We start from the raw sequence: 20,978 nt of genomic DNA, 5'->3' as shown, positions 1-20,978 counted from the left end.
GATACAATCGCTGCAAATTTAACAGGAGCTCGAAAACATGCGTCACCATCAAATCTGGATAGCCGTTGCAATGACTGGTGCCCTGGCACTGACGGGCTGCGCCCATAATGTAGGTAGTGGTAAACCCAGCACTGTGGGTGCTGTGGCCCCTGTCAATTCCGCTGCCACCGCAGGTTACAATGGCGAAGGCGTCAATGGCCAGGATCTGAATGCCAATGGCCCCATCGGCGGCGGCAACAGCGGCCTGACGGCGGCTGAACTGGCTGCCCTGCCGCAGCAATTGCGTGTGCATTTCGGCTTCAACAGTGAAAACATGGATGCCCATGCCCAGCAGATTGCCACCCAGAATGCCCAGTTCATGGTCAATCATCCCCATGTCAAGGTCCGCCTGGAAGGCAATACCGATGACCGGGGTACTCAGGAATACAATCTGGCCCTCGGCGAACGCCGCGCGGAAACCGTGAAGCAGTTCCTGGAAGCTCAGGGAGTTAATGCCGCGCGCATCAGCACCGTGAGCTTCGGCAAGGATAACCCCCTCTGCACTACCAACGATGCCGAGTGCTGGGCAAAAAACCGCCGCGTTGATTTTGTGTATAGTGGTGGCTACAACGGCTAAACAGCCAAGGAGTATATGTTGATGAAACGCTGGCAATTACTGCCTGTTCTACCGTTATTATGTCTGAGTCCTTTTGCCCAGGCAGAATCCACGAGTGACCGGGTGCTCCAGCTTCAGCAGCAAATGGCGGTCATGCAGGGCGAGTTGAGCAGTCTCGTCGCGGTTCAGCAAGCGGACAAAGGCTCACAAAGCGCTCTGGCCAGCCTGCTTCAACGTACTCAACGTCTGGAGCAGGAGGTTCGCAATCTGCGTGGGGAAGTAGACACCAAAACCCATGATCTGCAGACAGAACAGCAAGCTACGGCCAGCAAGGTGCAGGCTCTGGCCGCACAACTTGCGGTGGCTACTCCAGCAACCGGCATAACCGCCAGCACCAGCAGCGTGCTGACCAGCACTTCTCCAGTCAGCACGCCTGCTGCAGCGGTGGCCAGTGCAGCCAGCAATACTTCCGCACCATCCATTCAAGGACTGGGACAAGCGGATTACCAGCATGCCTTCAATTTTCTGCGTCAGGGTAAATATGGTGATGCCGTCACCGGCCTGCAGGGTTTCATCCAGAAATATCCACAAAGCAGTCTGGTGCCGGATGCCTATTACTGGTTAGGGCAAGCCCAGTACGTACTGGGACAAAATGATGCGGCACTGAAAAGCCTTTATGTGGTGCCTACCCGTTTCAGCCAGAGCAGCAAGGCTCCCGAAGCCATGTTACGCATGGCCGAGATTTATCAGGCCATCGGCAAAAAGAAGCAGGCAACCGTGGTCCTTAATAAGGTCCTCAAACAATATCCCAGCACCCCGTCAGCACAAAAAGCGGAAGCACAGTTACAGGCCTTGCCGTCTCAGTAAGGATGGACGAACGGCTTCGCATCACCGAAATTTTTCATAGCCTGCAAGGGGAGACCCGCAGCGTAGGCCGTCCTGCAACTTTTGTGAGGCTGACCGGCTGTCCTCTGCGTTGTCACTACTGTGATACGGCTTATGCGTTTCATGGTGGTGAATGGCAGACTCTGGATGTCATCATAGATGCGGTGCGGGCAGGTGGTAATCGTCTGGTCGTCGTAACTGGCGGCGAACCACTCGCCCAGCAGGACGTGCTGCCGCTCATGACCCGGCTATGCGACTCCGGCTACGAAGTTTTTCTGGAAACCAGCGGCGCCCTATCCGTCGAAGCGGTAGACCCCCGTGTTATCAAAGTGCTTGACCTCAAAACGCCGGATTCTGGCGAGTCAGACCGTAACCTTTGGGAAAACTTAGTCCGGCTGAATGCCCAGGATCAAATCAAGTTTGTCATTTGCAGTCGCCGGGATTATGACTGGGCCAAGGAAGTTCTGGCGCGGGAAGGCCTGAGCCAGATCTGCGAGGTTCTGTTTTCCCCTTCCCAGGGAGAAATGCCGCTCCGTGACCTGGCCGACTGGATACTCACCGACCAGCTTCCGGTGCGCCTCCAGATTCAACTGCACAAACTCATTTGGGGCGATGTCCCGGGACGCTGAATGGTGCCAGACATGATTGAAACAAAACCTGCCATTGTGCTGCTTTCCGGCGGCCTCGACTCCGCCACGGTCATGGCCCTGATGCGTCGCGATGGTTATGCCATTCATGCCATGTCCTTTGATTATGGCCAACGCCACAAGCAGGAACTGCATTACGCCGGACTGGTGGCACAGGCTATGGGGGTGGCCAGTCATCGCACCGTGCATATTGATCTGGCCGCGTTTGGCGGTTCTGCCCTGACGGATGCCCAGCTTGCGGTACCCGAAAGTGGTATCGCTCCCGGCATTCCCATTACCTATGTCCCGGCGCGGAACACCATATTTTTATCTTTTGCCCTGGCCCTGGCTGAAGTAACGGTGGCACAGGATATTTTCATCGGGGTCAACAGCCAGGATTACAGCGGTTATCCTGACTGCCGTCCGGAATTCATCAGCGCCTTTGAGAAACTGGCCCAGGTAGCTACCCGCCTCGGCGACGAATCCAGAGGACCGCGTATTCACGCGCCTCTCCAGTATCTCGACAAAAGCGAAATCATCCAGTTGGGAACCCAATTAGGCGTCGATTACGGTTTGACCCGCTCCTGTTATCAGCTCGATGACCAGGGCCGATCCTGCGGCCGCTGCGACAGTTGCCGCCTGCGCCACGCCGGATTCCTGAGCGCCGGAATTGCTGATCCTACGCCTTATCAATAAGCCTAAAAACGGCAGTTGTCGTGGGTGCTTTGCAGCGACTTTTGTTTTGAGCCGTTGTTGTTCTTGGCGAAATCCTGCGCCCGTCAGGAGAGCTGTCTGAGCCCGCAGGGCGAGTTCTCTCCTGACAGCAGGATGCGCCTTAGAACAACAGGCGAGGAACAACGGAGCAAAAAGCACCCACGGCAACTGCCGTTTTTAGGATAAGGCGGAGTGTGCTGTGGCTGGCGTAGTCTCGAAATAAATACGCTCATTTCGTCCATTGGACGGCTCCTTAGCCAAGTCACGGCTCTGACACAGAGTGCCGGTTTCGTCTACCGTGACCAGGCGGGCTGGCTGTCCTGACCGACGTCACTGTGCAATATGGCCATGGTTTTACCATCCAGACTGACTTCTGCCAGAACCTTGCGGCCACCCCGATGGGTGCCATACAAAATCATCTGACCATTACCCGCGAAGCTCGGATGATCGCAGTTGCCCTGGGCATCCAGCACCCGCAGGCCGCTGCCGTTGGGATCCATCACGGCCAAGGCATAAACGCCATCCGTGCGATGAATAAAGGCGATGGCATTTCCCGTGGGTGAGTACTCAGGTCCGGCATTATAGCCGCCGCTGTAAGTCAGGCGATGGATGTTGCCGCCATTGGCATTCATGGCATAAATCTGCGGCCCACCCGCGCGATCCGAGACAAACACAATCTGGCTGCCATTAGGCGACCAGGTAGGCGAAGTATTGATGGCATCATCATTGGTCAATTGCCGCCGCTGCCCGGTCTGCAGATTGGCCACATACAGCTCGGTATGTCCGCCCGAGGAGCGTGCGTAGGCAATTTCCTGGCCATTGGGTGAAAAAGCCGGAGCACTGACAATTTCACCACCCGGCGCGATAGATTGGCGTTTTCCCGTCGCCAGATCCTGCACGTAAATGATGGCGCGGGCATTGGCATAGGTGACATAAGCCAGACGGTGATTGTTGGGTGACCAGACCGGCGAAAATACCGGCATGATGCCCCGAACAATGGGATGTGGATTCCAGCCATCTGATTCAGCCACCAGCAATTCATAGGTATTACCGGTCTGCCGCACATAGGCAATACGGCTGGCAAAGGGACCGGGTTTTCCGGTGAAAGCCTGATAAATGACATCGGCGACGTGATGCGCGGTCATATGCAATTCAGCGGCCGAACAGGTGAAACGCCGCGCCGTCAACTCCTGCCCCGTGCTGACATTGTAGACATAGACACTGACCGCATACCCGCCATTCAGGGGCTGCACCGAACCCACTGCAAGACCGGTAGCTCCCACGGCAGTCCATTCGGAAGCCTTGACGGCTCCCGGGGCGCGGGGATCACTGGGATAACCCGCTGGCTCAATCACCCGAAACAAACCACTGTGGCGCAAATCATTGCGCACCACATCGGCTACTGAAGGCTGTCCGGGCACGCCCGGACCAAAAGAAGGTATGGCAATGGGCAGAGCCGAAGCCACACTTTTGGTGATTTCTACGGTGAGTGCGGCCTGGGCAGGCAACACAAATGCTGAAGCCAGCAGAAACAGGGCCAAAGCCCAGAAGCGTTTAGCCATGATTGAGATCCTCCGCATTAAATTTAAGATTTACGACTTTGTACAGGGAATAAGAAAGGCCAATAGGTGGTGGAAAAGGTGCAGCTTGTTCAACAGTCTGGATCACCGCTCTGTCGAACTGCGGATTCCCGCTAGAGCGCACGAGTTGCGGTTGACCAATTATTTGCCCCTCGGGATTCAATTGAATTTCAACCACACAAGATAGAGCCGCAGCAAAATTAGTGTTCCAAGCGTTGTAAACCTTGGTACGGATCCTCTGCGCAAATAGACCGATCAGACGCTGATTTTCCGAAGCCTGCTGGGCGCGGGCAGCGGCCATGTTGGCTTCAGCCTGCAACTTGGCCTTTGCTTCGGCCATGCGCTGCTGCAAGGCTTTGGCGCGTGCGGCAGCCGCCGCTTGGGCCGCCTGGGCTGCCAGTTGTTTTTTGAGTTCTGCAGCGCGGGCCGCCGCTGCTTTTTCCTCGGCGGCCTTAGCTGCAGCCTGTTGCGCGGCCTTCTCCTGGGCAGCCTTCTCTTGAGCGGCTTTTTCCTGGGCTGCCTTTCTGGCCGTAGCTTTTTCCTGAGCGGCTTTTTCGGCGGCAGCCTTGGCCTCTTGAGCGGCTTTTTGTCGTGCGGCCAGCTCTTCGGCATGCTTTTCCTGCGCCGCGCGTGCTGCCGCAATTTGTGCCGCCTTCTGTCTGGCCGCTTTTTCAGCTTTTGCTGCCTGTTCAGCGGCAATTTGCGCCGCAGTAGGTGGTGGTGGCGTCACCGGTTTGGGCTCCGGCTTGGGAACGGGAACAGGCTTGGGAGTTGGCTTAGGAACAGGAACGGGTTTAGGCACCGGTTTGGGTACAGGCTGAGGGGCAGGAACCGGTTGCTGAACCGGGGCAGGCATGGCGGCCATAGGCATACTGCTGCTCAGTTGTGCCTGCATGGGTTTGTTGCCACTACTCGGTGGCACCTGCACATGAAAAGTCCAGAACAGGGCAAACAGTATGGCCGCATTGAGAATAATGGCCAGCAGCAAAGGCCAAAAAGGCTGACGCTCTTTCAATGACCCTCCGGGCGGGTCAGCAGGCCGACATGGGAAATACCGGCTTCCTGCAGCCGTGCCATCACGGCCATGACCTTGCCATAATCCACATGGGCATCACCACCTACCAATACCTGCACCTGACCATGACTGGAAGCGGCAATATGGCGTACATCTGTAGCCAGATCATCCAATGCTACCGAACTGTGACTGTCTTTGAACTGTACGGAAATGGTCCCTTGCCGAGTCACGGAAATCAGCACCGGCGGGGTTTTGTCCGAGACCGGTTTAGTGACGCCCTTAGGCAGATTCACATTCACGCCCTGGGTCAGGAGCGGCGCCGAGAGCATAAAAATCACCAACAGCACCAAGGTCACGTCGATATAGGGAACAACGTTCATTTCCGCCATCAAACGCCTTCTTTTCATGGCTTGGTCTCGGGTACCTGACGATGCAGGATGTTGGTGAACTCATCCATGAACACCTCATACTGGGCATCCAGCTTGTCCAGTTTGTGAATGTAGCGGTTGTAGGCAGCCGTTGCCGGAATGGCCGCAAAAAGGCCAGCCGCCGTGGCAATAAGGGCTTCGGCAACCGGGGGGGCGACGGTCGCCAGGGTGGCCTGCCCTGCGACACCAATATGCATGAAAGCCGTCATGATGCCCCAGACGGTGCCCAGCAAGCCGACGAAGGGGCTGACCGAAGACACCGAGGCCAGAAAAGCCAGACGATTTTCCAGACGGCCAACCTCGCGCATTTGGGCCACACGCATGGCGCGGCGGGCGGCATCGAGGGCATCACTGGGACGAATTTTGCCGCGCTGCCGCTGAAATTCTTCATAACCCGCACAGAAAATACTGCCGGCTCCGGTTTCCAGATTGGTGTTGCCGGAAACGTGCTGATAAATCTGGCTCATTTCACCGCCGCTCCAGAAGCGTTTCTCGAAACGGGTCAGGGCCTTGAAAGCACCAGCAAATACCGCCCATTTTTCAAAAATGATGGTCCAGGAAGCAATGGAGGCGATGACCAAAAGTACCAGTATGATCTGGACAACAGGGCTGGCATTCAGAACCAGATGGGCTACGGAAAGAGAAGCTGCGGGATGGGTGACAGTTTGAGGATCCATAAAATCTCACGGGTGAACACTGAGGGGAAAGGCCTGCAGAAGTTCTGCAGGAATGACGTGGGGACGAAAAGTCTCGGCTTCCAGGCAGACCACTTCCACCTCGCCACTGCACAAGTGCTTTTCCTTCACCGCAATATCTTGTTGAAAATGCATACGAACCGGGGTCTTGTGAATGATGGCCGATTTTATCTGAAGCAGGTCATTAAAACGAGCCGGGGCGCGGAAATCCAGATGCGCCCGACGCACCACAAAAAGAATACCGGGATCGCGTTCCAGCACATCCAGTTCATAACCTTTTTCGCGCAGCATTTCCGTACGGGCGCGCTCCATGAAGCGTAAGTAGTTGGCATGATACACCACCCCGCCATGATCCGTATCTTCATAATAAACGCGGACCTGAAAGACACTGTCAGCGGCCTCAGAGTGCATCGAAAAGTCCCCCGCCAGCCTTAGGTATCGGTAAACCCAACGCCAGATAACTCATTTCCGTGGCGCAGCGTCCACGCGGCGTACGGATCAGGTAACCACGCTGAATCAGGAAGGGCTCCAGCACATCTTCGATGGTTCCGCGCTCTTCACCAATGGCTGCGGCGAGACTTTCCACCCCCACCGGACCGCCGGCAAAGCGCCCGATGACGGCTTGCAGTAGCTTACGATCCTGACCGTCAAAGCCATGTTGATCGACTTCCATCAAGGTCAGCGCGGCCTCTGCAGTGCCTTGATCAATTTCCCCGTTGCCCCGCACCTGGGCAAAATCCCGTACCCGCCGCAGCAGGCGATTGGCAATGCGCGGGGTTCCCCGGGCACGCCGGGCGATTTCCTGGGCGCCCCGCAAATCCTGGGTAGTCCCCAGAATATTGGCCGAACGGGTCACAATCTGGGTCAACTCTGCGTCACTGTAAAATTCCAGATGAAAACTGATGCCAAATCGGTCACGTAATGGCGAGGTGAGCAAACCCGCCCGGGTGGTAGCCCCGATCAGGGTGAAGGGCGGCAGGCTGATTTTAATGGAACGGGCGGCAGGGCCCTCACCAATCAAAATATCCAGCTCATAATCTTCCAGCGCCGGATAGAGAATTTCTTCGACCACGGGGCTGAGGCGATGAATTTCATCGACAAATAACACATCATGAGGTTGCAGATTGGTCAAAATGGCGGCCAGATCTCCCGGCTTATCCAGAACCGGTCCCGAGGTAACTTTCAGACCCGCACCCATTTCCTGGGCAATAATGTGCGCGAGGGTGGTTTTTCCAAGGCCGGGGGGGCCGAAGAGCAGGACATGGTCCAGGGCTTCAGCACGCCCTTTGGCCGCATCAATATAGAGACTAAGGGATTCGCGGAGCCGCGCCTGGCCAATATAATCCGCCAGCAAACGCGGGCGCAGGGCACGATCCACTGCGTCGCTGTGGATTTCCTGGGGATTGAGAGGGCCTCTGTCCATCATGGGGTTGTGACCATCGCGATGCTGGCGGGTTCCATAAAATCAATGGCGTGAAAGTTGTTGCAAAGCCTGACGGATCAGGTCTTCAAGACTCAATCCATCGCCCAGGTTGCCAATCGTCTGACTGGCCTGTGCAGGCTTATACCCTAATGTCAGGAGTGCTGCAATAGCTTCCTGGCGCGGATCACCCGACACGGCTTTGCTGGTAGGCAAGGTGCTGATTCCACCCATTTTATCGCGTAGCTCGACCACCAGTCTTTCTGCGGTTTTCGGACCGATACCGGGAATGGCCGTCAGCTGTGCCACATTGCCTTCCGCCACCGCTTGACCGAGCTTTTCTGCCGGCAGACCCGAGAGGCAGGCCAGTGCCACTTTGCCACCAATACCATTGACACGAATCAACAGACGAAAAGTATCGCGCTCAGCCACGCTCATAAATCCATAGAGCAGATGGGCATCTTCGCGAATGGTCAGATGGGTATGCACCAACAGGGTTTCGCCTGCGTCTGCCATCTGGTAGAAGCTGGACAGGGGCATTTCCAGCTCATAACCCACCCCCTGGACCTCCAGCCAGAGCCAGGGTGGACGCTTCTGCAGAATGATCCCGCGCAACGAGGTAATCATGGGCGTCCTTTTCCCAACATATCAGACATGGCCGGCCGCCTGCCAGCGCTGTTGAGTCCGGGCATGATGGGCATGACAAATGGCACAGGCCAGGGCGTCAGCCGCATCGGCCTGAGGGTTTTTATCCAGATGAAGCAGCCAGCGCACCATGCTCTGAACTTGCGCCTTGTCTGCATGTCCAGCTCCCACCGACGCTTTTTTGATTTGCAGGGCGGTGTATTCTTCTATCGGCAGTCCTGCTTCCAGCAGTGCCACCAGCGCCGCACCCCGAGCCTGGCCCAGTTTCAGGGCAGAATCCGCATTGCGGGCCATGAAAACCTGCTCAATAGCTGCCGTATCGGGTCGATGCTCGGCCAATACCTGCGCCAAATCCCGGTAAATGGCACCGATGCGCTCCAAAAAGGGCCGACCAGCCACATTCAGGCAGCCATGGGCCACATGCCGCAACTCGCCACGCGCATCCGATTCGATGATGCCATAGCCGGTGCGCAAAGAGCCCGGATCAATGCCGATGATGCGCAAGGCCGTTTCCTGATGGACTGAAAAATTCAGGATGCTGCTTCCAGGCGGGCCATTTCCTCATCGCTGATTTCATAGTTGGCGTACACATTTTGCACGTCATCGTTTTCTTCCAGGAAGTCGATGAGACGCAGCAGTTTTTCTGCCTCCTCTCCACTCACCTCAATCGTGTTTTCCGGAATCATGGTCAATTCGCTTTCTTCCGGCTGCAAACCGGCGGCTTCCAGTGCCTGGACCACACTGTGCAAGTCCGTGGCCGCCGTATAGACAGCAATCCGCTCACCTTCATTGACCACGTCTTCGGCCCCTGCTTCCAGCGCCGCTTCGAGAATTTTGTCTTCATCAGCATCGCCGGGAAAAACAATTAAGCCCAGCTTTTTGAACTGATAGGCAACAGAACCGGCGGTTCCCATATTACCGCCGCGTTTGGAAAATATATGGCGGATTTCTGCGACGGTACGAACCTTGTTGTCGGTCATGGTTTCAATCAGGATAGCCACACCCGCAGGGCCGTAGCCCTCATAAGTCACTTCCTCGTAATCCACGCCTTCCAGCTCACCCGTACCGCGTTTGACGGCGCGTTCAATGGTGTCTTTGGTCATGTTGGCACCATATGCCTTGTCCAGAGCCAGGCGCAGTCGTGAATTACTGCCCGGATCTCCGCCCCCGGCGCGCGCTGCAACGGTAATTTCGCGAATCAGACGGGTAAATATTTTGCCGCGTTTGGCGTCTTTCAGTGCTTTCTTGAATTTGATGGTGGACCATTTACTATGCCCGGACATAACCCACTCCTTGCTTCTATAACTGACTTATTCTGGTTAAATATCGGCCATGATAACGCAAAGGCAAGGATGCCGTCATGCAAGTGTGGCAATAGCACTCATGGTCGCCCCCATGACTTCGGCGGCGTCAGCATCACGATGAAAATGCAGGGGCACCCCATAGCGTAACAGGGGATGCTGGCGCCGCAGCCAGGTCTGCAAGTCAGAAGCGGCCTGCCGGGCGCCGCCGACATGAGCCGGGACCACCGGCGCGGCACTTTCGCGCACCAGCCAGGCGACACCTTTCTGGGTCTCCGAGCGATTGATGCCGCCCTCGGGAAAAATGCCGAGTACCCGACCTTCTTCAAGAACATGGCGAGCCTGCAACAGTGCCCGCACATCACGACGATCCCGACGTACCGGAATGCTGTAGGTTTGCTCCAGCAACTGGCGCATCAATGGATTGTCGTAGTATTCCCGGGCCACCAGAAAGGACACCACGCGTTGATTGCTGGCGACCAGCAGCAGGGGATCCAACACCGACACATGATTACACACCAGAATCGCCGCGCCCTCAGCCGGTACGGTACTGTGCTCCCAATGCGCGCCCTGATAAAGGCGCAGATAGGCAGTCAGCAGACGATGCAGATTGCGCTGGGTCAGCGACCATTCGCCAATCACATCAGCCGGCTGCACAGCGACAGAGGACATGGCGGCCGTCAGGACACCATAAGCATGCGTTCCAGGGCCAGACGCGCCTGGGCCGCCGTTTCCGGCTCGACTTGAATCCGGTTGCGTACCTGCCCTTCCAGAAGATTTTCCAAGGTCACCGCCAACTGCTCGGGATCAATGCGGAACATGGTGGAACACATGCACACCATGGGCGACATGAATTCCACGGTTTTTCCTTCCGCCCGTACTTCGTCAGCCAGACGGGTCACCAGATTGATTTCGGTGCCTACCAGCCATTCACTGCCTGCGGGAGAGGCTTTGACCGTACGTAATATAAAATCCGTAGATCCGACTGCATCGGACATCTGACAGACTTCAAAGGCCGACTCGGGATGGGCGATGACCTGCCCCTGAGGGTGTTCCCGGCGCCAGCGCTCAATATGCGCGGGCTGGAACATCTGGTGCACGGAGCAATGCCCCTTCCAGAGCAGAATCCGGGCACGGCGAATCTCCTCGGGCGTCAATCCGCCCAGGGGCAACGCCGGGTCCCAAACCGGCATATCCCGCAAGGGGATATTCAGCTGGTGCCCGGTCCAGCGGCCCAGATGCTGATCCGGAAAAAATAACGCCTTGGGCCGCTGCTGAAAGGACCATTTGAGCACCTTACGGGCATTGGAAGAAGTGCAGACCGTACCACCATGCTCCCCGCAAAAGGCCTTGATGGCAGCCGATGAGTTCACATAGGTGACCGGGGTGATTTCCGTCTCCACATCCAGCACCGTCGCGAGCTCGTCCCAGGCGCGTTGGACCTGCGGGATATCAGCCATGTCGGCCATGGAACAACCGGCGTTCAGATCGGGCAGAATGCTGGCCTGATCGGGACGACTGAGAATATCCGCCACTTCGGCCATGAAGTGTACACCGCAAAAAACAATGAATTCCGCTTCCTGCTCGGCTGCCGCCCGGGATAACTGCAAGGAATCCCCATGGAAATCGGCATGACGATAGACTTCTTCGCGCTGGTAATGATGCCCGAGAATAACCGCACGTTTTCCCAAAGCGGCTTTTGCCCGGCGAATACGGGTATCCAGGTCGGCTGCTTCACTGCGCCGCAACCCCTGCACCATCACTGTCTCTACACCCATAACCACCCTCTCAGGCGCTATTGCGCGTGCAAAATGTTCCTTACGTTACGAAGCCGCCTGCTGTGCGTCAAGGCGCGCCCCAAAATGGCGATAAATCGCATCCCGGTTGGTCCACGATCCGGTACGGCGGGCCGCTTCGATCGCCGGCAACCAGGCAAAGTTCACATGCTCCTGATGACGCAGTTGTGGAACCTGAGGCTCGGGCAAAGCCAGGGTGAATATGCGCTCCTCGTTGAACGCCACCTCCGGCGCGTAACGCTCCCGCCAGGGTGGCACAATGGGAAAGCGATTCCGTACCCCGGTATCCACCAGTCCTTCCGCCGCAAATCCCGTCTCTTCACGGAGCTCCCTCACGGCCGCGTCCCGCCAGGATTCTCCCGGTTCCAGACTCCCGGTTACCGACTGCCAGAATCCTTCCGGTTGGGCACGCTCCAGCAACAGAACCTGCTGACCGGCGTAGATCATGACCAGAATCGACTCAGGAATTTTGAACATCGGCTCCTACTCCGGGACGCAGGCGGATACCCAGCTCCTGTAATTGCTTGTCGGCCACCACGCCGGGGGCCTCGGTCAACAGACAACCGGCTTTCTGGGTTTTGGGAAAAGCAATGACATCGCGAATGGTATCCGCGCCAGACATGAGCATGACCAGACGATCCAACCCGAAAGCCAGGCCGCCATGGGGTGGCGCACCATAATGGAGAGCGTCCAGCAGGAAGCCGAATTTATCCCGCGCTTCTTCAGCGCCAATACCCAGGGCCGCAAACACTTTTTCCTGAACTTTTTCCTGATGAATACGAATACTGCCGCCGCCAATTTCATTGCCGTTCAGCACCAGATCATAGGCGCGGGCCAATGCTGCCCCCGGATTTTTCGCCAGACTCTCCAGATGTGCGCTTTGCGGTGCCGTAAATGGATGATGGGTGGAAGTCCAGCTATTATCCTTCTCGTCGTAATCAAACATGGGAAAATCCGTTACCCATACGGGTCGCCATTCACCTTCCAGCAAATTCAGGTCGGCCGCGACGCGGTTGCGCAGATTTCCCAGCGCCTCGTTGACCACCTTGGCACTGTCGGCGCCGAAAAAGAGAATGTCGCCGACAGCCGCGCCACTGCGCTGGAGAATTTCCTGCAGCACCTCGGGAGCAAGAAATTTGACGATGGGCGACTGGAGCCCTTCGGCACCCTGATCCAGCGCGTTGATTTTGATCCAGGCCAGACCCTTGGCCCCATAAATGGCCGCAAACTGGGTGTATTGATCAATTTGTGCACGACTGAGCTGGGCACCACCGGGAACCCGCAGACAGGCGACACGACCCCGTGGGCGCTCAGCGGCCTCCCGAAATACCTTGAACTCCACACTGCGCATCAGGTCGCTCAGCTCGGTCAGCTCCAGGGGATTGCGCAAATCGGGGCGATCCACGCCAAAACGGTGCATGGCATCCGCGTAGGTCATGCGTGGGAAAGGATTGGGCAGATCAATACCGAGCACTTCCGCAAACAGTCCGCGAATCATCGGTTCGGCAATACCCATGACGGCTTCTTCATCCACAAAAGAGGCTTCTATATCAATCTGGGTAAATTCCGGCTGCCGGTCGGCGCGTAAGTCTTCATCCCGAAAACATTTGGTAATCTGATAATAACGATCAATACCCGCGACCATCAGCAGTTGTTTGAACAGCTGGGGACTTTGCGGCAAAGCGAAAAAATGACCCGGCTGGGTTCGGGACGGGACCAGATAATCGCGGGCACCCTCAGGTGTCGAGCGGGTCAGAACCGGCGTCTCAACATCCATGAAACCGCCACTGTCCAGATAACGGCGCACGTAGCTGGTGACCTGATGGCGCAAACGCAGGCGTCCCAGCATTTCCGGGCGGCGCAAATCCAGATAACGGTATTTGAGACGCAGGTTTTCAGCAATGTCCTCTTCGTCCAAGGGAAACGGAACCGGCTCGGAGCGGTTCAGAATCTCGATGTGCGTCGCCATGAGTTCGACCTTGCCACTGGGCATCTGCAGATTTTCCGTACCTGCAGGGCGGGCCCGCAACACCCCTTCGACACTCAAAACAAACTCGCTCCGGCATTCATTAGCCGCCGCGAAGGCTTCCGCCTGATCAGGATCAGCAACCACCTGAACCAGCCCTTCCCGGTCCCTGAGATCAATGAAAACCACACCGCCGTGATCACGACGGCGTTGAGCCCATCCGCAGAGACGCACGGTCTGTCCGATCAGGTTCTCGTTTATGCCATTACAATAATGTGTCCGCATGCTGCGTCCCGTATAGTTGTGTCAAATTACATCATCAAATAACAAAAGGCCGCCCGACCGGCGGCCCGCGCACAATCTAGCCCCGCTGCAGGCGCGGCGTCAATGACAGGCGCAACTGCCGCCCGGGCAAGCGGGCGCGGCACTGCTGGCGGCTTCGCTTTTTGTCGCCCCCCCCTTACTGCCCTTGAAATCTGTCTCGTACCAGCCGGACCCCTTCAGCGCAAAAGCGCCAGCACTGAGCTGCCGCTCCAGGCCCGGTTTGCCGCAGACCGGACAATCGGTCAGGCGGGCATCACTCATGCGCTGCTCCGCGCTCAAATGATGTCCACAGTCCTTGCATACATACTCATAAGTTGGCATCGTATCTACTCCGTATTAGGTTGTAACTGAATATGCCTATTAAATACGTCTTCAGGCACCATTTTTCAAGCGTTCTGTGTACTGCACAGTCTGTCACGGTAATTTTACATGTCTATCACGCCTGAACTGCATAACGCCCTGCAAACCCTGATTGCCCTGCTCGCCATTCTGAATCCCATCGGGGCCATTCCTATTTTCATTGCCTTGACAGCTGACGAAGATCCGGTCCAGCAACTGGCTACCATCAAACTGGCCTCCAGAACCGTTGCTATCGTGTTGCTCATCGCCGCTTTTTTGGGTGAGTACATTCTTCAGTTTTTTGGCATCAGTATCGCCGCCTTTCAGGTAGCGGGGGGCATGGTTCTGATGTTGCTGGCCTTCAACATGTTACAGGCAAAATCCAGCCGTTACCGCCACACTCCGGAAGAAACGGCCGAGGGCATGAGCAAGGAAGCAGTAGCCGTGGTACCACTGGCCATTCCCCTCATGGCGGGTCCGGGTACCATGATTACGGTGATTATTGCCCATCATAAAAATGCTTCCTGGTTTGCCAGCGGGCTATTGATTCTGGACATCCTGATCATTGCCGGAGTCGCCTACGCGGCGCTGCGCCTGGCCCGGCCATTGTCACGGCGTCTGGGCGTAACCGGCATCAACATATCCACCCGAATTTTCGGGCTGGTCCTGGCTGCCATTGCCGTCACCTTCATTGCCAATGGTCTGGCAGCACTTTTCCCCGGCCTGGTGCATGTCAGCACCAGCTGATCAGCGCATCATCCTGGATAACCTAGTCAAGCACACGGCCCATTGTAGCATCAGGGCGGCATTCAATCCGTCGGCAAAGCTGAAGGCAGATCGACGCCCGCATAGATCTCCTCTACTGAAAGTGCCAGGTCGACACATTGGCAGCGCAAACGATCGCTTTCAGGGTCATTCAACAACTCGTACCACCAACCTTCAGGATGCCGGCGGAATGCCTCGACAACGATTTTTTCGCTATCCACCAAAACATATTCCTGCAGGCTAGGGAGCGTCTGATAAGCTTGTTGCTTTTCACGACGGTCCACATTCGCCGTGCTCGCCGACGATACTTCGACGATAAGGCAAGGATCTTCCAGATAGAGGGTATCTCCAGACAACGGCGCGCCACAACGCAACACCACATCGGGGTAATAAAAGGCATCTACAGCTTCCACCCGCACTTTCATATCGCTGTTCAGAACCTGACAGTGACTGCCACGGGCTTTTTGCCAGAGCAGTCCATACAGGTTACCGGCAATCTGGTTATGCCGCAGCTTGGCCCTGGCCATGGCATAAACCTGCCCGGCCACATACTCATGGCGTATATCTGCGCGCTCCTCACCTTCCAGATACTCTTTGCCAGACAAAGGCCGTAACATGGCTATCTGCATGACCTTTCCTCCTGACTCAGCGTATCAACAGTCCTCATCATAAAACGTGGAAGCTTCTGTGTCATCGCCGCAAGATGGCAAGAAATAGCGGGTAGCGCCGGGATGATTCTTCCCTTTAGGGCTTGATGTCGCGCCCCAAGCCATATTTTAGGCGGCGGGCAGGCAGATACCAGAACAAACCATCCAGCAGCATCAGGCAGCCCGCAGCAATCAGAATATAATCGGTGAAACTGTAGGGTGTCGCGCCCAGTATTTTGTGGATGGCCAGACCCAGGCCGATAAATGCCACCCCGGTGCGGATCAGCGACAACCCGGTTCGGGCGCGCGCGTAAGAGGCGCGGTGACTGGCGGCAATGGTGCGCTGAGCGGCGAGCATATTACGCTCGCGGGCCAGATGGGTGCGCTCCTTGCTGGCCGGAACCGGGCGCAAAATCGAACAGTAATGGGGAATGGCCGCCGCCAGTCTGGCCAGGGCACTGTCATCCTCCGCCTCAACCGGGGCTTCAGGAAGGTGATAACGATCGGTAAAGCGCACGTTCTCGGTCGTAATATCAATCAAGGCGCTTTGGCAGGGTAGATCCATGCGGCTGCCACGCACTTTCAGATAATCGAACAAGCCGATCAGGGCCAGAACAATGCCGACCAACAAAATCGGCAGGTGGTAAGGTGAGAGGTCGTTGTGGGAGACTTTAGTCAGCACATTGGCCAGTGCCACCATGGCAAGCCCCCAGCGTAGCAACTTCATGGCCGTCCGGGCGCGGGCATGAGCGGTACGATGGGCAGCCAGCTTGGTGCGCCAGTGCGCCATGGTGTTACGCCAATAGGCCAGGCCCGTGCGCTCAATGCCAATGAGCAAGGGTGCCTCGGCATGCTTGTAGTCCTGTATGTACCAGCGGATGTCTTCCTTGAGCGCGACACGAAATTCGTAATGATGGGCAGGGATCAGCTCCTGAACCTGGGCACGCATGCCCAGGTTGTTCGGGTCAGCCGCAGCGATGATGACCGTATCGCCCATCTGCCGGATGGGAAACCACTCTCCGGTAAGCAGCACCTTGCCATCCAGGCCCGAAAACAACTGCGGCACGGGCAGGCGTTCATCATATTGCGCGATAGCGCAGTCATAATGCCGGGCCAGCGCATCCAGCAAGGTGCAGCGCGTCACGGCCAATTCTTTCAATAAGATGCGTTCGGCGTCGATACCGCGCTTGGCGGCACTATGTAGTGCCGACTGGAGCAGGGCTTCACTCAGAATGCCCTGCTCAACCAGGGGATAATAGGGAGATATTTCAGTGTTCATGCGGATAGTTGGTGCGCTTCCAGGCGCTTTTCGGCTGACTATAATCGGCATCGGCGATTTCAAAACTACCGTCGACAAGTGGTGAACTGCGCTTGACCCGTTCTGCCGGCAGATACCAGCGCAGGCCATCGACAATGAGATACAGGCCAATGATCACCAACGCGGCATCAAAAATTGTCCAGAGGATGTCTACATGGCCCGTAAATTCGAAGTAAATATAGAGTCCGGCGCCGACCGTCATGATGCTGAAGCCGGTGCGGATGAAAGCCATGCCGGTGCGCGCCCGGGCCATGACCGTCCGCAGCCGCGACATGACGTTGCGTTTGTCCGCAAGGGTGGTGCGCTCCAGCGCCAGGCCGGTAGTTGCAAAAACTCCTGGGCGCGCCTGCTCGGCATTGGCCTCAACTAGCGGATCTATATTGTGGGTATAAAGGCATAAAGAGGGAAAAATGCGGTCCCAAGGCCCGCGTTTGACGTGGGCATTACTCACCGCTTCCAGCGCCCTATTGGCGGCATCCCGCCCGGGATGGTACCAGAGAAAACCCTCCACCAGCATGAAAAGGCCAATCGCAATCAGACTCCAGTCAAAAATCGACCAGGGACCGGTAGGAAATTTGCGGATGAAGCCAATACCGATAGCCGCAAAGGCCACACCGGTCCGGGCAAAGGCGAGTCCCGTCCGCGCTTTGGCCATCATCGTCCGCAGATAGGCCAGAATGGTGCGTTCTTCGGCGAGATTGGTCCGGTCATTCGCCAGGAAACGCCGCCTCTCGACCGGAGAAAGTGCATCCCAGGCCTCACGCAGTCCGGCAGCCCCCGCAACCACCGGACTGCGTCGAAATGCCATCTGCCCGCCCGGATCAATGACATTCAGGGCTGAATAGTTTTCGGGAACCGCGTAGGGGAGATAGGTTTTGATGGCGCGCGACTCCTGTCGCGCCGGCAGATACCAGAGCAGGCCGTCAATCATGGCCAGAATCCCGAAAACCAGGAGTGGGATTTCAAAAAACAACCAGGCCCCACCACCGAACAGGCGCAAAAAGGCGACACCAATACTGGTCAACGCGACCCCCGTGCGTGCCAGAGCCAGCCCGGTGCGGCTGCGCGCAAAACGGGTCCGTTGCGCGGAGTAGCGGGTGCGTTCTCCGGCCAGATAGGTACGGACCTTAGCCAGTGGTGTACGCCCGCCATATACGGGAAAATCGTTATTCAGATCAGCACTGTTTTCAATCAGACGAATGAGATCGGGGCGCGTGGCGACCCTGAAAGTGAGGTTTTCGACACCAAGGGTTTGCCGGATATGCGCCAGCAAAGCCGGATCATCCGGTGTACAGACTATGACTTCAGCACTTTCCACCGTCCAGACCACAGGCAACCATAACTCGTTTCTCAGAGTGTCCACATCGAGTCGGCGGAGGATTGCCTGAGATGCAACCAGCCCCTCGTCGTATTCGGCCACGGGACAAGCATAGCGGTCCTTCAAGTCATCAATCAGTTTCTCTTTTGGTAATGCTTCTATCGTAATACCCCAAATAAATAACCATCGGCAGCACAGTACTGCGCAGACAAATATCTGCGCAGATACGCAGATGCAAACCGCCTATTATAAACAAATCGTGGCAGCAGTGACTAGCCGTAGTCGCGGGCAATAAAATTTCTGGATAGCTAATAATAGATATTATGAATTGATCCATTAAAAAAGGATGCATGGACAGCAAGCTGTCTTTTGCATCCTAAGGACGGAAGAACGATCGTAAAGGATATCAGGGTTTGATATAGCTGAAGCCAGCATGCTCCAGTTGCATGATGCGGACGATGCCTGCCGGAACAATGACCACCGAAGGATCCAGTTTGGGAAGATGGCCGGTTTTCTTCTTGAACTCTTCCATGCTGTTATGGCACACATCGAACTCCACGCCCTCAGCATTAATCGCGGCAATGCGACTCGCCACCGGGCTGTTGGGAAGATACATTTTGATGCCCGGCCCAAATGCCACGACAACAATCTGAACCTTCTCCTGACCAAAATAATTGAGCAGGTTCTGCGCATTATTCAAGGTGAGATTCCAGCGGGCCGGGTTATCCTGACTGACCTGGATCACCACATGATGCTCGGCAAAAGGCAAATCATGAATAAAAGTGGGGTGATTAAAATGAAAATCATGGAGCATCGAAACATTGGCTGAATCGACATTGGCCGAAGCAGTGGTCATGCCCAGCATACCCATCACCGGCAAAACGCTGGCTAATACGGCCACCTTCAAAAAGTTCTTCAATAACATCACCATCTCCTCGTTATCTTCATCAAAAGGCAATCATCGCCTGCATGGCAAATTCATTATCCACGGCATCAGAAATACTATTCGCAACAGGATTAGGCTGATGCGGCACATCCAGCGTCCGGAAGTAGTAACCGGCCATGATTTTGGTCAGTGGCGTGAAGTGATACTGCAGACCGATAGCCCAGGTCTTGAAAATGCGTTGCTGTGCTGGATCATTGGGCAAGCGGTCGTAGTAGTCATAACGTAAATTCGCTTCAATATGCTTGGTCAAAAACAAGCCGCCTTCCAGCATGTAACCATTAGCCGTGTTCTGACTGCCGGGATAAAGTTGGGTGTTGGTCAGTGGTGCAGCCAGACCAGGGGCGCTGCTGAATGCCGAAGCTGCCGATATCCAGCCGGTACCACGCATGTACTGGAAGCGGAATTGCCTGCCCCATTGGTGCATATAACCCTGCAAATACTGCACATCCACGCCGTAGCGATTCATACTGTAACTGGTGTCATTCAATTCAGGGCTGGCATGTTGATACCAGATACCCGCCTGCACATCGCTACGGAAGGGCCCTTTCCCCCCGAATATATAAGCTTCCTGCAAGCGCGCTGCATACAAAGGACTGCTGGATTGATTGCCGGCGGCCACCGTGCCAAACATTCCAATCATGGCGCCGTAGGTAAATTCCCAGTGACCGTTACGGAACCAGTCAAAGGCCATGATGCCTGGATAGCGGAAGGCATTAACACCCAGAGTCTGTTGACCATTAATCAAGTAGGCATTCAGTTTAGTATTGATTTTGTAAGGATTGCTGGAGTTATACATTGGTTGCTGCATCAATTGCCCAATCATCGTCGATGACAACACAAAGTTATAACTCATGAATCCTTGCATGGCTCCTTCGGCACTAGGCGCACGAATAAGGCCCGCTTCAATTCTGGCCCCTGGAATATAACTGAAGGTAAAATGCCCATCAATAAGACCAGGTTGATAACCGCCACGCACATGCGTGAAACCATTATCACCAAACTCCCCACCAAAAAAATAGGAAATATGCTTGTTCAGGTTTCCGCGCAACATGATTCGTGCTCGCAGAATATTAGCGGTAGTGCTTTGCGAAAATCCGGGCGCTATAAGATCAATGTGCGGGATCTGGTTATTTTCAAGGCTGTCTTCATTACCGGGTTGCGCATAAAGACTGGGCTCAATAAACCCAGAAACACCGAATATCGGGGCTTTGGCAGGAGATATCCCCTGCAATTCAAACCAGTTGGCGGCATGGGCTAACGGGGATAAACCAAGCATGGCTGCTGCGACAATAAGCGTGTTTCTGGAAATTTTATGGCCGTGATACATGTTCATCACCTCGCAATGTTTTGGCTGAATTTTTATATTATGAAATAAGCGACGACCAATAACTCGGGAATACCGCTGACCTTCGCCTTACAAAAATGGCAGCAAGGTTCGTGCCACCATGAAATCCAAGCTTATTGGTGAAGAGGATCAGCTGGTGCGGACAAAATAGCACAAGGAATTGTGCTTAAAAGAACACAACAAATAGGTTCCTCGTCATTTCAAGTGGGTAGCCTGAGATCCAGCTTGCCCAGGATCAGGTAGGCCATGTTGATAAAGTTCTTGTGCGTGCGGTAACCCCGAGCCTTGGCCTTGGCGGATTGAATGAGGC

General features: G+C 55.7%; 24 protein-coding genes. 5 read left to right on the top strand and 19 right to left on the bottom strand.

The features are described from left to right. Nucleotides 1-37: 37 nt before the first annotated feature. The 4 genes from pal to queC are packed head-to-tail and all read left to right on the top strand — an operon-like array spanning nt 38 to nt 2,802. The gene (gene pal / locus H7F08_RS10605) at nt 38-616 is read left to right on the top strand and encodes a peptidoglycan-associated lipoprotein Pal (RefSeq protein WP_024893153.1); all 579 of its coding nucleotides are present in this window, start codon (nt 38-40) and stop codon (nt 614-616) included. A 21-nt stretch (nt 617-637) separates the two neighbouring features. Then, a complete protein-coding gene (gene ybgF / locus H7F08_RS10600; protein WP_010641053.1) occupies nt 638-1,462 on the top strand; it encodes a tol-pal system protein YbgF in 825 nt (274 codons plus the stop codon). Between the two features lie 2 nt (nt 1,463-1,464). Further along, entirely contained in the window at nt 1,465-2,109 is a 645-nt protein-coding gene (gene queE / locus H7F08_RS10595; protein ID WP_193640540.1) for a 7-carboxy-7-deazaguanine synthase QueE, read from the top strand. Nucleotides 2,110-2,121: 12 nt separating this feature from the next. Further along, entirely contained in the window at nt 2,122-2,802 is a 681-nt protein-coding gene (gene queC, locus H7F08_RS10590) for a 7-cyano-7-deazaguanine synthase QueC (protein ID WP_193640539.1), read from the top strand. Between the two features lie 311 nt (nt 2,803-3,113). Here the strand turns inward: queC and tolB are convergent, their stop codons facing one another. The 14 genes from tolB to H7F08_RS10520 form a co-directional block, all read right to left on the bottom strand. Further along, nucleotides 3,114-4,382 (bottom strand): Tol-Pal system beta propeller repeat protein TolB, encoded by a 1,269-nt coding sequence (gene tolB, locus H7F08_RS10585; protein WP_010641049.1) that lies wholly within the window; start codon nt 4,380-4,382, stop codon nt 3,114-3,116. Then, nucleotides 4,375-5,415: a cell envelope integrity protein TolA gene (tolA, locus tag H7F08_RS10580; RefSeq protein WP_031572555.1), complete on the bottom strand. Its 1,041-nt coding sequence runs from the start codon at nt 5,413-5,415 to the stop codon at nt 4,375-4,377. The genes tolB and tolA overlap by 8 nt, the downstream gene beginning before the upstream one ends. Continuing rightward, on the bottom strand, nt 5,412-5,822 hold the full coding sequence (gene tolR, locus H7F08_RS10575) for a protein TolR (protein WP_024893147.1): 411 nt from the start codon (nt 5,820-5,822) through the stop codon (nt 5,412-5,414). The genes tolA and tolR overlap by 4 nt, the downstream gene beginning before the upstream one ends. After that, complete coding sequence (gene tolQ / locus H7F08_RS10570) at nt 5,819-6,520, bottom strand: protein TolQ (protein WP_010641044.1); 702 nt, start codon at nt 6,518-6,520, stop codon at nt 5,819-5,821. The genes tolR and tolQ overlap by 4 nt, the downstream gene beginning before the upstream one ends. Before the next feature lie 6 nt (nt 6,521-6,526). Continuing rightward, on the bottom strand, nt 6,527-6,949 hold the full coding sequence (ybgC, locus tag H7F08_RS10565) for a tol-pal system-associated acyl-CoA thioesterase (RefSeq protein WP_010641042.1): 423 nt from the start codon (nt 6,947-6,949) through the stop codon (nt 6,527-6,529). Beyond that, complete coding sequence (gene ruvB, locus H7F08_RS10560; RefSeq protein ID WP_031572559.1) at nt 6,939-7,964, bottom strand: Holliday junction branch migration DNA helicase RuvB; 1,026 nt, start codon at nt 7,962-7,964, stop codon at nt 6,939-6,941. The genes ybgC and ruvB overlap by 11 nt, the downstream gene beginning before the upstream one ends. Before the next feature lie 39 nt (nt 7,965-8,003). Continuing rightward, the gene (gene ruvA / locus H7F08_RS10555; RefSeq protein WP_010641038.1) at nt 8,004-8,585 is read right to left on the bottom strand and encodes a Holliday junction branch migration protein RuvA; all 582 of its coding nucleotides are present in this window, start codon (nt 8,583-8,585) and stop codon (nt 8,004-8,006) included. 21 nt (nt 8,586-8,606) lie between these two features. Further along, on the bottom strand, nt 8,607-9,107 hold the full coding sequence (gene ruvC / locus H7F08_RS10550; protein ID WP_031572563.1) for a crossover junction endodeoxyribonuclease RuvC: 501 nt from the start codon (nt 9,105-9,107) through the stop codon (nt 8,607-8,609). A gap of 26 nt (nt 9,108-9,133) precedes the next feature. After that, complete coding sequence (locus tag H7F08_RS10545; protein WP_024893145.1) at nt 9,134-9,886, bottom strand: YebC/PmpR family DNA-binding transcriptional regulator; 753 nt, start codon at nt 9,884-9,886, stop codon at nt 9,134-9,136. Nucleotides 9,887-9,961: 75 nt separating this feature from the next. Beyond that, nucleotides 9,962-10,576, bottom strand: a complete 615-nt coding sequence (locus H7F08_RS10540) for a lysophospholipid acyltransferase family protein (protein ID WP_031572565.1) — start codon at nt 10,574-10,576, stop codon at nt 9,962-9,964. Nucleotides 10,577-10,584: 8 nt separating this feature from the next. Next, nucleotides 10,585-11,682 (bottom strand): quinolinate synthase NadA, encoded by a 1,098-nt coding sequence (nadA, locus tag H7F08_RS10535; RefSeq protein WP_031572567.1) that lies wholly within the window; start codon nt 11,680-11,682, stop codon nt 10,585-10,587. A gap of 45 nt (nt 11,683-11,727) precedes the next feature. Further along, nucleotides 11,728-12,177, bottom strand: a complete 450-nt coding sequence (nudB, locus tag H7F08_RS10530) for a dihydroneopterin triphosphate diphosphatase (protein ID WP_031572570.1) — start codon at nt 12,175-12,177, stop codon at nt 11,728-11,730. Further along, complete coding sequence (gene aspS, locus H7F08_RS10525) at nt 12,161-13,951, bottom strand: aspartate--tRNA ligase (RefSeq protein WP_031572573.1); 1,791 nt, start codon at nt 13,949-13,951, stop codon at nt 12,161-12,163. Before aspS ends, nudB begins: the two co-directional genes overlap by 17 nt. 99 nt (nt 13,952-14,050) lie before the next feature. After that, complete coding sequence (locus H7F08_RS10520; RefSeq protein WP_024893140.1) at nt 14,051-14,311, bottom strand: FmdB family zinc ribbon protein; 261 nt, start codon at nt 14,309-14,311, stop codon at nt 14,051-14,053. 108 nt (nt 14,312-14,419) lie between these two features. On the opposite strand from H7F08_RS10520, the gene H7F08_RS10515 reads away from it, so the two are divergent. After that, nucleotides 14,420-15,076, top strand: a complete 657-nt coding sequence (locus H7F08_RS10515) for a MarC family protein (protein ID WP_024893139.1) — start codon at nt 14,420-14,422, stop codon at nt 15,074-15,076. A 62-nt stretch (nt 15,077-15,138) separates the two neighbouring features. On the opposite strand, the gene H7F08_RS10510 is transcribed toward H7F08_RS10515, so the two are convergent. The 5 genes from H7F08_RS10510 to H7F08_RS10490 all read right to left on the bottom strand — a co-directional run bounded on the left by H7F08_RS10510 (nt 15,139) and on the right by H7F08_RS10490 (nt 20,650). Next, nucleotides 15,139-15,723, bottom strand: a complete 585-nt coding sequence (locus tag H7F08_RS10510) for a Uma2 family endonuclease (RefSeq protein WP_031572576.1) — start codon at nt 15,721-15,723, stop codon at nt 15,139-15,141. 115 nt (nt 15,724-15,838) lie between these two features. Beyond that, nucleotides 15,839-17,020: a type II secretion protein gene (locus H7F08_RS10505; RefSeq protein ID WP_031572579.1), complete on the bottom strand. Its 1,182-nt coding sequence runs from the start codon at nt 17,018-17,020 to the stop codon at nt 15,839-15,841. Beyond that, complete coding sequence (locus H7F08_RS10500; protein WP_237747464.1) at nt 17,010-18,503, bottom strand: hypothetical protein; 1,494 nt, start codon at nt 18,501-18,503, stop codon at nt 17,010-17,012. Before H7F08_RS10500 ends, H7F08_RS10505 begins: the two co-directional genes overlap by 11 nt. Nucleotides 18,504-18,783: 280 nt before the next feature. Further along, the gene (locus H7F08_RS10495; protein ID WP_031572585.1) at nt 18,784-19,302 is read right to left on the bottom strand and encodes a DsrE family protein; all 519 of its coding nucleotides are present in this window, start codon (nt 19,300-19,302) and stop codon (nt 18,784-18,786) included. A gap of 22 nt (nt 19,303-19,324) precedes the next feature. Then, nucleotides 19,325-20,650 (bottom strand): hypothetical protein, encoded by a 1,326-nt coding sequence (locus tag H7F08_RS10490; RefSeq protein WP_031572587.1) that lies wholly within the window; start codon nt 20,648-20,650, stop codon nt 19,325-19,327. Nucleotides 20,651-20,978 lie beyond the last annotated feature (328 nt).

Source organism: Acidithiobacillus sp. HP-11, assembly GCF_015100075.1.
In the GTDB taxonomy this organism is placed as follows: Bacteria; Pseudomonadota; Gammaproteobacteria; order Acidithiobacillales; family Acidithiobacillaceae; genus Acidithiobacillus; species Acidithiobacillus thiooxidans.
Note: the sequence above shows the minus strand (reverse complement) of the source record. Positions and strands in the feature narration are given on the sequence as shown.

What these genes read in the sequence shown, in the direction of transcription:
- pal (WP_024893153.1), top strand. Translation starts at nt 38, where the DNA reads ATGCGTCACCATCAAATCTGGATAGCCGTTGCAATGACTGGTGCCCTG.
- ybgF (WP_010641053.1), top strand. Translation starts at nt 638, where the DNA reads ATGAAACGCTGGCAATTACTGCCTGTTCTACCGTTATTATGTCTGAGT.
- queE (WP_193640540.1), top strand. Translation starts at nt 1,465, where the DNA reads ATGGACGAACGGCTTCGCATCACCGAAATTTTTCATAGCCTGCAAGGG.
- queC (WP_193640539.1), top strand. Translation starts at nt 2,122, where the DNA reads ATGATTGAAACAAAACCTGCCATTGTGCTGCTTTCCGGCGGCCTCGAC.
- tolB (WP_010641049.1), bottom strand. Translation starts at nt 4,382, where the DNA reads ATGGCTAAACGCTTCTGGGCTTTGGCCCTGTTTCTGCTGGCTTCAGCA.
- tolR (WP_024893147.1), bottom strand. Translation starts at nt 5,822, where the DNA reads ATGAAAAGAAGGCGTTTGATGGCGGAAATGAACGTTGTTCCCTATATC.
- tolQ (WP_010641044.1), bottom strand. Translation starts at nt 6,520, where the DNA reads ATGGATCCTCAAACTGTCACCCATCCCGCAGCTTCTCTTTCCGTAGCC.
- ybgC (WP_010641042.1), bottom strand. Translation starts at nt 6,949, where the DNA reads ATGCACTCTGAGGCCGCTGACAGTGTCTTTCAGGTCCGCGTTTATTAT.
- ruvB (WP_031572559.1), bottom strand. Translation starts at nt 7,964, where the DNA reads ATGATGGACAGAGGCCCTCTCAATCCCCAGGAAATCCACAGCGACGCA.
- ruvA (WP_010641038.1), bottom strand. Translation starts at nt 8,585, where the DNA reads ATGATTACCTCGTTGCGCGGGATCATTCTGCAGAAGCGTCCACCCTGG.
- H7F08_RS10545 (WP_024893145.1), bottom strand. Translation starts at nt 9,886, where the DNA reads ATGTCCGGGCATAGTAAATGGTCCACCATCAAATTCAAGAAAGCACTG.
- H7F08_RS10540 (WP_031572565.1), bottom strand. Translation starts at nt 10,576, where the DNA reads ATGTCCTCTGTCGCTGTGCAGCCGGCTGATGTGATTGGCGAATGGTCG.
- nadA (WP_031572567.1), bottom strand. Translation starts at nt 11,682, where the DNA reads ATGGGTGTAGAGACAGTGATGGTGCAGGGGTTGCGGCGCAGTGAAGCA.
- nudB (WP_031572570.1), bottom strand. Translation starts at nt 12,177, where the DNA reads ATGTTCAAAATTCCTGAGTCGATTCTGGTCATGATCTACGCCGGTCAG.
- aspS (WP_031572573.1), bottom strand. Translation starts at nt 13,951, where the DNA reads ATGCGGACACATTATTGTAATGGCATAAACGAGAACCTGATCGGACAG.
- H7F08_RS10520 (WP_024893140.1), bottom strand. Translation starts at nt 14,311, where the DNA reads ATGCCAACTTATGAGTATGTATGCAAGGACTGTGGACATCATTTGAGC.
- H7F08_RS10515 (WP_024893139.1), top strand. Translation starts at nt 14,420, where the DNA reads ATGTCTATCACGCCTGAACTGCATAACGCCCTGCAAACCCTGATTGCC.
- H7F08_RS10510 (WP_031572576.1), bottom strand. Translation starts at nt 15,723, where the DNA reads ATGCAGATAGCCATGTTACGGCCTTTGTCTGGCAAAGAGTATCTGGAA.
- H7F08_RS10505 (WP_031572579.1), bottom strand. Translation starts at nt 17,020, where the DNA reads ATGAACACTGAAATATCTCCCTATTATCCCCTGGTTGAGCAGGGCATT.
- H7F08_RS10495 (WP_031572585.1), bottom strand. Translation starts at nt 19,302, where the DNA reads ATGTTATTGAAGAACTTTTTGAAGGTGGCCGTATTAGCCAGCGTTTTG.
- H7F08_RS10490 (WP_031572587.1), bottom strand. Translation starts at nt 20,650, where the DNA reads ATGTATCACGGCCATAAAATTTCCAGAAACACGCTTATTGTCGCAGCA.